Source organism: Oryzihumus sp. (assembly GCF_036391795.1).
Taxonomy (GTDB): Bacteria; Actinomycetota; Actinomycetes; order Actinomycetales; family Dermatophilaceae; genus Oryzihumus.
The window spans coordinates 1-10,609 of sequence record NZ_DASVZH010000297.1 but is presented as its reverse complement, the minus strand read 5'-3'; the positions used below and the strand labels follow the sequence as shown (position 1 = coordinate 10,609).

Here is a 10,609-nt window from a genome sequence, read left to right as displayed (position 1 = left end):
CCGGGAGGGCCGGTTTAGGCTGACTGTTGGCGGGTCCGGGAAGTGGCTTATCCGAAGAGCCGATGTCCGGGGTCAGGTCGGTCACGCTGGATTGCAGAGTCGTCCCCGAGTGCCCTCCCGGGCCCGTCGCTTCTCGTCGTTTCTGGTCCTCGGCCATGCGTGCATAGACGACGTTGGACAGCCGTCGTTTCAGTGCTCGCATCGCTTCCATCGAGGTCTTGCCGGCGGCCTTCTTCGCGTCGAAGTAGGAGCGGCCTTCGGTGGTGCCCGCTGTGATGCGGGTACGGGAGCCGGGTGCACGGGTCTGAAATGTCAGCAGCCCCAGGTCAGCGAGGGAGATGGGCACGTCAACGCGCATCCTCCGGCCCCCTCCCCAGCGCTGTAAAGGCGACCACACGTCCTCTCAGGCCCGAAGCCACATTGAGAACGGCCATAACAGCCGGTCATGGAGGTTGGCGCGCAACTACATTCGAGGCACCACCCGCCTGTTTCGGCCGGCGCGTGAGTGGCGCGAACCGTGGGATTGCAGCGGTTTCGCGGTCATGGCGTCGGCCGGTTCTGCGGGACGTACAGCCAAAATCCGGCCACAAGCTGCCGAGAGTCAGATGCCGCTGCTCCCGCCGAAGCCGCCCGGGCCGTTCACGCCGCCGCCACTCATGGTCCGGCGCGCAACGACCTCCGCCTGCGACTGCGCGTCCGCCTCGGTCATTGCGCGGTCCCGTCGGTCAGCGATTCCGGTGGTGCGGCGCTTGCGGTCAAACCACAGGCCCCAGGCGAGCAGCAGGGCCACCGCGCCCACCACGATGTCAATCAGCATGGGTCTTCTCCTTCTGGCGCGGCGTGAATCGCCTACGCTCGACCTATCATCGGGGTGCCGAGGCGACCGGTCGAGCCGAATGACTCAAATGCGACTTCCCTCAGTTAGCGTCGGGGAGGGAGACGTACAAGCCCCGGTCGACCTTCCCGATCCGACCCCGCCGCCAGAGGTCGTAGGTCGTCACCTGGATCTCCATCTTGGGGTCGTTTCGGCCGTACCTCCGGAGGCCGGCCCAGATTCTGACCGGGCGCATCGGCTCACCTGCTTCGCGCAGCAGCCACTCGATGGCCTTCGTGCGTTCCAGCGACTGGACATAGTCCGACTTGCCGACCTGTGCGGGTGGCCGCGCTTCGTCGAGGAGCCGGTCGACGGCCTCCATGGCGGCATTCAGTTGGTTACGGATCCGCAGCAGTTCTGTGGTCCTGTCCATGGATCAAAGGTAGAACGTTGGTACCTACGTTTCCGTCGATTTGGTGAAGTCCGCGGGTTTGCGCATGGACCGAGACCTGAGGGGCTGGGTGGTGGCCCGCTGCGATGCGGGTACGGCAGCCAGGTCGATGGGGTTGAGCAGCCAGCCACTTCGACTGGGTGCTGCTGGGCTCCGAGTAGCCGGCGCCGAGCGGGCCTCCCCCGTCGCCAGCGCTTGAAATGATCAGGGCGATGGAAGTCGCGCATCGCCCCCAGCCGTGCTCACTCGTGTTCGGCGAATGCCCCGCACCTCGGACTGCCGAGGAGCACACTCAGGTCATGGGGAGACGCCTGATGAGATGGCTTTTGGCGCCAGGAAGAGTCGCGCTTGCTCTGCTGGACAAGGTGGTAGTTGACAGTCCGCCCTCGACAACTCCCCCGCCAGGGAACTGGATCCCGAACAGCAACGGCGACGGCGGGCGAGTCATCTCCAGCGGAGACTCGGGCGGCGGCCACTGACCGGCGGCTGGCTCGCTGAGGCGAACCCGGCAGGACCAGGTTCGTGAGGATGGTTCTCGCGAACCGGGCCTTCGTCGTTGCGCGGGGTGCGGTGGGGTGCGCGAGGACGGCGCGAAGCGCCGCCCGCAGCGTGGGGTCCCACCGCGGGGCCCCGCGCCGCCGCGGCGGAGCCGCGGCTTTAAAGCCAGTACGGAAACTCGTAACCGGTTCGCAGATCAGTCCGTTTGACTCCGCTTGAGCCAGTACGCCTGGCTTGGCAGGTGGCGTTGCCACATGTGCGCGGCTCGCAGGTTCTCATCGCTGGCCTAATGGTCAATCTCCACGGAAGGTCACTACCATTGACCATATGGAAAACTTGACCGCTTGGGTTGAGGAGGCCCTGCGTGACCTCGGCCTGGACGTGGTCCGGCCGATGGCCAGCGATGCCGCGCCAGACCTGATCGTCCGCCTGCCCACATCAAAGGGCATCGTGAAAGCGAACGTGGACGTCAAGATGCGCGCGGCGCCGCTGGGTCCCGCTGAGGTCATGAAGTGGCTTGCCCAACACCCCGCCCCCTCGATTCTGGCAATGCCGCACGTCACCTCAGAGCAGGGGCGTCGCTACCGCATCGCTGGCGTTCAGTATGTCGACAGCGGGGGCAACGCCTACATCCACCAGCCAGGGTTTCACGTGCAGGTGGAAGGTCGACGCCCGCAAATAGCCGGTTGGACCTCCGGGCACACCAAACCGCCGTCGATGAACGCGTCAGGCCTCAAGGTTGTCTTTGTTCTCCTGACTAGACCGCATTTGGCCAGTGCACCCTATGAGCTCTTAGCGACTCTGGCGGATGTCTCCAAGGGGACAGTCAACAACACGCTAAACGACCTGCGCAGGCGCGGGTACCTCATTGGTGACCGAGGTGACCGTCGCTTAGTTGACGCGGCGAAGTTGGCGGACGACTGGGTCAACGGATACGCCCGCGACTTGCGGCCGAAACTTGATGAGGTCGCCCTGTCTGGCCCCCCGCCACAGTGGTGGCTTGACGCCTGGGTCTCGGGACGAGATGGAGCCCTCGGGGGCGGCCCAGCACTGACCCACTATGGTGCGCCGCTGCGCGCCGACCGCACAGTGCTGTACGGGACACCGCCGTGGAAGATCGCTCGGCAGCTCGGCCGCCTAACGAGGGAGGGCCCACCCAATGTCATCCTTCGTGAGCGATTCTGGTCTGCAGAACTTCTGGGCGACCAGACTGTGGTGCCCCCACTTCTTGCTTACGCGGACGCCCTAACCAGCGACGACCCACGCGAAGTCGAGGTCGCCCGTGAACTGTGGAACGAACGGAAGCTCGAACTTGAACGTCGCTGATCCGGGTCTCCTGCCGGTCGGCGTCCTTAAGGAACTCTCGGATGTCGTCCCTGAGATGGCTCTCGTTGGGTCATTCGCTCGGGATTACTGGATCCATACGGTGGCCGGCCTGCCCCTTGGGGCCCAGACGATGGACGTTGACATCACAATCCTGGTGTCCTCCATGGAGGAGTATCGGCACCGGCTTAAGAGACTCGAAGGACCAACCGGGACAGGCCTCGTCTTTCGCGTTCAGGGTCATCGGGTCGACGTGATTCCCTACGGCGGGATTACAGATGACGGCATCGTCGAGCCAACGCCTGGCGTGACGTTGGACGTCACCGGCATGGAAGAAGCGGTAGAGACGGCCGTTCGGGTTAAGGTCGACGACCTCGAGATTCGTATCCCCACGCTGGCCTCGATGATCGGTTTGAAGGTGGTGGCCTGGGCTTACCGCCGGGACAGCACGCACAAGGACGCAAGGGACTTGGGTCCACTGCTTGACGCGACCCATAGCGGTCCGTTCAAAGAGGCAGTCTGGGCTGACGAGGATGCCGGCGACCTGTGGAGCTACGACCCGATGTTGGTAGGGCCATTCAAGGCGGGTCGCGAGGTGCGCGATTCATGGCAGCAGAAGTCAATCGCACATCTCGTACAGCTACTGGAGCCCAGCGCGCGCGCTGTGCTCGCCGCACGGATCGTTCACGAGCAAGGCGGCCAAGGGACAGTTCGGCAGGAGCAGCTGGAGGCGTTCGCCTTTGGCGTTGCTGGGCAGACGCCATAGGCCAACCGAACACGCGAGCCGTCCGGACCCGGCCTCCAAGGGACCCCATGCGTTGCTGATCCTGCCAGTCAGCGGCACCGAGGAACCTCAGTCGGGCGCGCTGCCCCCGGGGCTGGTCCAGTGCGAAGCCAGCCGGGGCTTGACCGGTGCGCCTAGGACCTTTGCCAGGTCTTTGTCGGCTTGCTGCGCGACCCTCTGCGAGCTCTCACGAACTCGGCGGTCAAGTTCCTCGCCGGAAGACGTCCACCCGGCAATAGTCGCTCCATCAGATGTCCATTGCTGGCCCGAAGCCGCACCTGTGCCTCATCGACCGCCTGCTGCGCCAGATATAGCTCATCGCTGCGACCGAGGTCCAGAGTGTGTTCCGCGTCGAGGACGGTACCCGCGTTGGTGGCGACGCCATGTCGCAAAGCAATGCGCAGAAGGTCGCTGCTGAAGACGCGGCTCTCAGTGGGTAGCCAGGTGAGGCGATCGAGGTCGGCATTCCGATTGGTGGCGAGGTCAAGCCCTGCCCGCGCTGGGATGTCGCACCAAGTGAGTTCGGCAGGGGGTCGAAGCCGGTACAGCATCGGTCCATCCTTACGTCATGGGCGTCTCGTCAGGAAGCGACGGCAACTGCTTCATCGCCGATGGTCGAGTCGAGATCGACCAGCCAAGGCGGGTAACTGGACCGCTAAGACTTTCGGGTTTCCTTGGTAAGCGAAGGCTGACTGCCCTTGACCTGAATACTGACGATCGCAGGGTCCACCCGTGGCGGTGGCGGCGTCTTCGGTTCGGGCTTCGAGTCGCTTCCATTCTCAGCCATGCTCGCTCCTATCGCGCTCCAAAGCGGCCTCCGCAGCCGCGCGGTCCCGACCGCTCCATCTCGGACGGCTTCGTCGATGGCCTCCCGTCACAGACGGGCCAGCTCGACGCTGCGCTGTTGTTATAGGCCAATGAGTCGCCCAGCCATGCGAGCACGCTCCGCGGGGTCACTCTCCCGGCGGATGGCTTCGAACTGGGCATCGGACACAGCTCGTGTGGGAGGAGTACGACCGCGTCGGCACGACCCACCTGCGCGAGACCACGCGGCAGAACTACCGGTCGGCATGGCGCAACATCGCCCCGGGGTTCGCTCAATGGCCGGTCAACCGCATCGAGCACGCTGACGTGGCGGACTGGGTGCTGCAGTTGAGCCAGGTCAAGGGCCCCGAGACGGTCCGGGCCGCGCATCGGTTGCTCTGCCTGGTGCTGGACTACGCCATCGCGTCGCGTCGCTTGGTGGTGAACCCGGCACGCGGGGTGAGGCTGCCCAAGCGGCCACCCGCCCGGGAGCGGATCCTGACCGTCGACGAGGTCGCCGCGCTAGCCGAACAACTGGGCAACGAGGGTGACCTCGTCCTGGCCATGGCCTACCTCGGGCTGCGGTGGTCGGAACTGGCGGCGCTGCGGGTGTCCGACGTCGATCTCGTCCGCCGCCGTGTCCGCGTCGTCGAGCGGGCGACCGAAGTCGGGGGCCGCAGCGACGTGTCCGCGCCAAAGAGCCGGGCGTCGCAGCGTCACATCGCGATCCCCGGGCTTCTGATGAACCGGTTGGGCGCCCGCACCGTTGGCCGCCAGCCAGATGCCCTGGTGTTCCCCTCCCCCGACGGGACCTACCTCCGTAACGGCAACTGGCGGTCACGGTCGGGCCGGGACAAGGCCCTCGTCGAGCTCGGCCTTGAGGCCGTCACCCCGCACGACCTGCGCCGGACCTTCGGCTCTCTGGCTCGCTCCGCGGGAGCGGACCTTCGGTGGATCCAGCGGGCGATGGGCCACGAGTCGATCACCACGACCGCTCGCATCTACGCGCACCTGTACGACGACGAGCTGGACCTCGTGGCGGACGCTCTGGACCGGCTGAGCGGTGGTCGGTGATGGTGGGCGTTCTCGACGGGGTGTGCCCAAAGTGTGCCCAAACCGGGGGCACCGGGGGCATCTGGGCCGTCCTCGTCGCGGCGCTGACTCTGCTGGCTGGCCGCGGCCAAACCGCCTCTGAACAGCAGAAACGCCCTCACGGGGAGGGCGTTTCGGGTGTGGAGCCGCCTAAGGGAATCGAACCCTTGACCTATTCATTACGAGTGAATCGCTCTGGCCGACTGAGCTAAGGCGGCACGTGACCCAAGGGGCACGAGCGACGAGTATACGGATGATCCGGCGATTCTCCGAACCGGGCCGCTCCTGTCGCTCGTGCCCTCGTCACCGGCCTAGCAGCGCAGCCCGGCCCGGGGCACGGTGCCCTTGATCAGGTAGGCGTCGATGGAGTTGTCGAGGCAGGAGTTCGCCCGCATGTATGCCGTGTGGCCGTCGCCGTTGAACGTCACCAGGTGTCCGTTGGCCAGCTCCGCGGCCAGGCGCTGGGACCAGGCGTAGGGGGTGGCGGGGTCACGGGTGGTGCCGACCACGACGATCGGGCCGCTGCCGGTGGCGGTGATCCTCTTGGGCGCGTTGTTGGCCTTGACCGGCCAGAAGCCGCACGGCACCGAGCTCCAGGCCAGGAACGAGCCCCAGGTCGGCGCGTTGACCGAGTCCTTGCGCGCCTCGTCCTCGTAGTGCGTGATGTCGGAGCTGTCCTTGCGGTCCAGGCAGTTCACGGCGTAGATGACCTGCATCAGGTTGCCGTTGTAGGACCCGTCGCTGTTGCGGTCGGCGTAGGAGTTGGCCAGCCGCATCAGCGGGTTGCCGTCGCCGTCGAAGGCGGAGCTCAGGGCGTCGGTCAGCTGGCTCCACGACCCTTGGTCGTACATCGCCGCGGCGATGCCCAGCGAGGCCCAGCCCTCGGTGAGCTGCTTGACGTCGGCGTCACGGATGGGCAGCGGCTTGGCGTCCATCTGCTTGAGGAAGTCCTGCAGCCGCTTGACCCCGGCGTCCACCGAGCTGCCCAGCGGGCAGCTGCCCTGGCTGACGCAGTCCTTGACGTAGGCCCGGGTGGCCGTCTCGAAGCCCTCGGCCTGGCCGGCGTTGACCTCGCTGGAGGTCAGGTCGGGGGCGACGACGCCGTCGAGGACGAACCGCCCGACGAGTGTGGGGAACAGGTCGGCGTAGGTCGCCCCGAGGAAGGTGCCGTAGGACTTGCCGAGGTAGTTGAGCTTCTTCTGCCCCAGCGCGGCCCGCAGGACGTCCATGTCCTTGGCCGCCTCGATCGTGGAGACGTGGCCGAGCAGTGGGCCGCCGTTCTGGGCGCACTTGGCCGCGAAGTCCTTGGCGCCCTGGACGAACTGCTGCTCCTCGGCCTTGTTGTCCGGGGTCGGGTCGGCGCCGAGGAAGGCGTCGAGCTCCTTGTCGTCGAGGCAGCGGACCGGCGAGGAGGAGCCCACCCCGCGCGGGTCGAAGCCGACCACGTCGTAGGAGCGGCGCACGGCGGGGCTGACGATGTTGTCGGCGGCCGCGGCATACTGCACGCCGGAGCCGCCCGGTCCCCCCGGGTTCACCACGAGAGCACCCTTGGAGGCGCCGCGCGCGGGGACCTTCAGCACGGCGATCTTGATCGTGTCGCCGTCGGGCTTGGCGTAGTCGACGGGCACCGTCAGCTTGGCGCACTGGAAGTCGGCACAGCTGCGCCAGGACAGGTGCTGGCCGTAGAACTTCGCCAGCGACTCCTCACCCTTGGGCGGCGGCTGCGGGGACGCCGCCGTGGACGACGAGGTCGCGGACCCCTTGTCGGCGCCGTGGTTGACGAACGGAATCACCGCACACGCCGACGTCGTCAGCACCACCGCCAGCGCGGCCCCGATCGCCCCGGTGAACCTCACGTCTGCCACTCCCTCGTCTCGGCGGTCACGGCCTCGACGCTATCCCGAAAGTCGGCCGCGTGGACACGCGGTCCACGAGCGAAACAGCCGCAGGTCAGCGCGGGAGCTGCAGCGAGATCGCCATGGCCTCGAGCGCCAGCAGTGGCGGCACGTTGGCGCCGATCCGCTCCCGGGCCAGGCCGATCGCGTCCATCGCGCCCAGCAGCTGCTCGGAGGTCATCGCCTGCGCCAGTCGCTGCACGTGGTCGCCCATGTCTTGGTTGACCAGCGCCACCGGCGTGCCGCACCGCACGATGAGCGCGTCGCGATAGACCGACAGCAGGTCGACCAGCGACCGGTCGACGACGTCCCGCGTGTGCCGGGTCGCCCGGGTCTTCTGCTCCTTCTCCAGCGCCGCGATCTGCGAGCGCACGTGCGGTGGCTGGGTGCGCGCAGCGGGGTCGGCACCCAGGAGCTCCATGAGCCGGGCCTTCTCGGCGGCATCCCGCTCGGTGGAGGCGGCGCCGGACTCCTCGTCGGCGATCTTGGCCAGGTCGGCCGCGGCGCCGATCGCGTCGCCCACGGTGCGGATCTGGCCGGCGAGCTGGATGACGTTGCGCCGCCGGATGCGCGCACCCTCGTCATGCGCCAGGCGCCGGGCCACCCCCACGTGGCTCTGGGCCGCGCGGGCGGCGTACAGGGCCATCGGCTCGTCGACCCCGTCCCGCCGCATGAGCAGCTCGGCCACGGCGTCCACGGGAGGGGTGCGCAGCCGCACGTGCCGGGAGCGGCTGCGGATGGTGATGATGACGTCCTCCAGGGAGGGCGCGCAGAGCACCCACACGGTGCGCGCGACCGGCTCCTCCAGGGACTTCAGCAGGGCGTCGGCGGCCCGCTCGTGGAGCCGGTCGGCGTCCTCGATGATGATCACGCGCCAGCGCCCGAGCGAGGGCCGCAGCGCCGCCAGCTGGACGAGGTCTCGCGCCAGGGCCACCGTCAGCGTGAGGCCCTCGGTGGCGATGATGTCGACGTCGGAGTGGGTGCCCTCGACCGCCGTGCGGCACTCACGGCAGGTGCCGCAGCCGCCCTCGGGGCACTGCAACGCGCCGGCGAACGCCCGCGCCGCCACCGAGCGCCCCGACCCCGGCGGGCCGGTGAGCAGCCACGCGTGCGTCATCGCGCCGGGGTCGTTGACCGCACGGCTCAGCGTCTCGACCGCGGTGTCCTGCCCGACGACCTGCTCCCAGACGCTCATGGGGCCACTTCTACCAGTGGGGTCAGACGCTCGCGCACCCGGCGGTGGATCTCCTCCGGCGGCAGCGCCGCATCCACGACGAGGTAGCGGCCGGGGTCGGCGGCGGCCAGCTCCAGGTAGTGCTCGCGCACCCGGGCGTGGAAGTCGTCGGGCTCGGACTCGAGCCGGTCGTGCACGTCGCCGCGCCGCGCCCGCCCGACCTCGGGGGTCACGTCCAGCAGCACGGTCAGCGTCGGCACGAGCCCGCACGTCGCCCAGCGGGACAGCTGCAGCACCTCGTTGGTGCCGAGGTCGCGCCCGGCGCCCTGGTAGGCCACGGAGGAGTCGATGTAGCGGTCGGTGATGACCACGTCGCCGCGGCGCAGCGCGGGCACGACGACGGACTCCACGTGGTGGGCCCGGTCGGCGGCGTAGAGCAGCGCCTCGGCCCGCGGGGAGATGTGCGCGCCGTGCAGGACGATCTCGCGGATCTGCCGCCCGGCGTCGGTGCCGCCCGGCTCCCGGGTCACGACCACGTGCCGGCCCAGCGACTCCAGCCACTCCTTCAGCAGCGCACCCTGGGTCGACTTGCCGGCCCCGTCGCCGCCCTCGAGCGCGATGAACACCCCGGGCAGCCCGTCGTATGCCGGGTGCTCACCGCCGGGGGCCGCGAACGGGACCGTGGCACCCGGCATACCGGGGACGGGGTGGCGGCGGGCCCCGGGTCCGCCGTCGTGGTGGGTGTTGGTGCGCAGCGCGTCGCTGAGGTCGCTCAAGAGCGGGACTCCCTTGCGGTCGTCCATCTGCCGGTAGGCGAGGACGCCGGTGATGATCGTGGCGATGCCGGCCACGAAGAACGTGACCATGGCGCCGGTGTAGGTGAGGCTGACGGTGCCGATGTGGACGGTGACGGGCAGGTTGAACAGGCCGTCGAAGCCGGCGGCGAGCAGCGGCGCCGCCGCCAGGACGCCGACGAGGACGACCCGCACGAGGGACTGCACGAAGGCGAAGGTCCGGCCGCGGACCTCGTCCTCGACCTCCAGCCCGAGCAGGGTGTAGCCGCAGACCCAGGACACCCCGCCGGCAGCTCCGAGGACCACGGTCACCAGGGCGACGATGACGATGTTGGGGATCAGCGAGAGCACGACCATCACCGCGCCGGCGACGGTCAGCGACAGGCCGAACAGGCGCCGCCGGGAGAAGCCGGCCAGGAACCGCGGGCCGAGCGCCATGCCCAGCGCCATCCCGAGGAAGACCATGGCGAAGAGCACGCCGTAGGCGGCGGCGCCGCCGCCGAGGTCCTTGACGAAGCGCTGGGCCAGGCCGATGACCAGGCCGCCCGCGGCGAAGGCGCCGAGCATCCCGGCGACCAGGCCGCGCACCAGCGGGGTGCGCACGACGAACTGCCAGCCGTCGACGATGGTGCGCCACAGCGTCTCGGCGCGAGCGCTGACCTCGTGGGCCACCGGGGGGAAGGTGATCGACCAGACGACGATCGCGCTCACCAGGAACGTCAGGGCATCGACCCAGAGCGCGAGGTAGTCCCCCGAGGCGTCGAGACCGGGGATGACCGCGTGCAGCGGGGTGTTGACCAGGGCGAGGCCGGAGAACAGCAGAGCGGCCACGGGGGCGGTGCCGTAGTCCGCGACGAGGCTGAGCTGGTTGGCCGTCTCGAGCTTGTCGCGGGGCACGAAGTTGGGCATCGCCGCCTCCTTGGCGGGCGCCCAGAACAGGCCGACGCACTCGATGAGCAGCGTCGCGACGTAGAGCCACC

General features: G+C 68.5%; 8 protein-coding genes, 1 tRNA gene and 1 pseudogene. 3 read left to right on the top strand and 7 right to left on the bottom strand.

From position 1 onward, the window contains the following. The 3 genes and pseudogenes from VF825_RS18425 to VF825_RS18415 all read right to left on the bottom strand — a co-directional run. Positions 1-346: pseudogene (locus VF825_RS18425) on the bottom strand (hypothetical protein); the annotation flags it as partial. 255 nt (positions 347-601) lie between these two features. Beyond that, a complete protein-coding gene (locus tag VF825_RS18420) occupies positions 602-817 on the bottom strand; it encodes a hypothetical protein (protein WP_331116107.1) in 216 nt (71 codons plus the stop codon). A gap of 100 nt (positions 818-917) precedes the next feature. Then, a complete protein-coding gene (locus tag VF825_RS18415) occupies positions 918-1,247 on the bottom strand; it encodes a hypothetical protein (protein WP_331116105.1) in 330 nt (109 codons plus the stop codon). A gap of 843 nt (positions 1,248-2,090) precedes the next feature. On the opposite strand from VF825_RS18415, the gene VF825_RS18410 reads away from it, so the two are divergent. From VF825_RS18410 to VF825_RS18400, 3 genes are all read left to right on the top strand, one after another. After that, entirely contained in the window at positions 2,091-3,089 is a 999-nt protein-coding gene (locus tag VF825_RS18410) for a type IV toxin-antitoxin system AbiEi family antitoxin (RefSeq protein WP_331116103.1), read from the top strand. Next, positions 3,076-3,852 carry a hypothetical protein gene (locus VF825_RS18405; protein ID WP_331116101.1) on the top strand — a complete coding sequence of 259 codons (777 nt, stop codon included), beginning with the start codon at positions 3,076-3,078 and terminating at the stop codon, positions 3,850-3,852. The genes VF825_RS18410 and VF825_RS18405 overlap by 14 nt, the downstream gene beginning before the upstream one ends. A 1,017-nt stretch (positions 3,853-4,869) precedes the next feature. Further along, positions 4,870-5,748, top strand: a complete 879-nt coding sequence (locus VF825_RS18400) for a site-specific integrase (RefSeq protein WP_331116099.1) — start codon at positions 4,870-4,872, stop codon at positions 5,746-5,748. A gap of 159 nt (positions 5,749-5,907) precedes the next feature. Here the strand turns inward: VF825_RS18400 and VF825_RS18395 are convergent. The 4 genes from VF825_RS18395 to tmk form a co-directional block, all read right to left on the bottom strand. Continuing rightward, a tRNA-Thr gene (locus VF825_RS18395) sits at positions 5,908-5,984 on the bottom strand. Positions 5,985-6,077: 93 nt separating this feature from the next. Continuing rightward, the gene (locus VF825_RS18390) at positions 6,078-7,622 is read right to left on the bottom strand and encodes an alpha/beta hydrolase (RefSeq protein ID WP_331116097.1); all 1,545 of its coding nucleotides are present in this window, start codon (positions 7,620-7,622) and stop codon (positions 6,078-6,080) included. A gap of 94 nt (positions 7,623-7,716) precedes the next feature. Beyond that, positions 7,717-8,856 carry a DNA polymerase III subunit delta' gene (locus tag VF825_RS18385; protein WP_331116095.1) on the bottom strand — a complete coding sequence of 380 codons (1,140 nt, stop codon included), beginning with the start codon at positions 8,854-8,856 and terminating at the stop codon, positions 7,717-7,719. Further along, positions 8,853-10,609 (bottom strand): dTMP kinase (tmk, locus tag VF825_RS18380; RefSeq protein WP_331116093.1); only part of this gene is annotated, 1,757 nt, incomplete at its 5' end. The genes tmk and VF825_RS18385, both read right to left, overlap by 4 nt.

Bases quoted from the DNA above. Each gene is read 5' to 3' on its own strand.
- VF825_RS18420 (WP_331116107.1), bottom strand. From the start codon at position 817: ATGCTGATTGACATCGTGGTGGGCGCGGTGGCCCTGCTGCTCGCCTGG.
- VF825_RS18415 (WP_331116105.1), bottom strand. From the start codon at position 1,247: ATGGACAGGACCACAGAACTGCTGCGGATCCGTAACCAACTGAATGCC.
- VF825_RS18410 (WP_331116103.1), top strand. From the start codon at position 2,091: ATGGAAAACTTGACCGCTTGGGTTGAGGAGGCCCTGCGTGACCTCGGC.
- VF825_RS18385 (WP_331116095.1), bottom strand. From the start codon at position 8,856: ATGAGCGTCTGGGAGCAGGTCGTCGGGCAGGACACCGCGGTCGAGACG.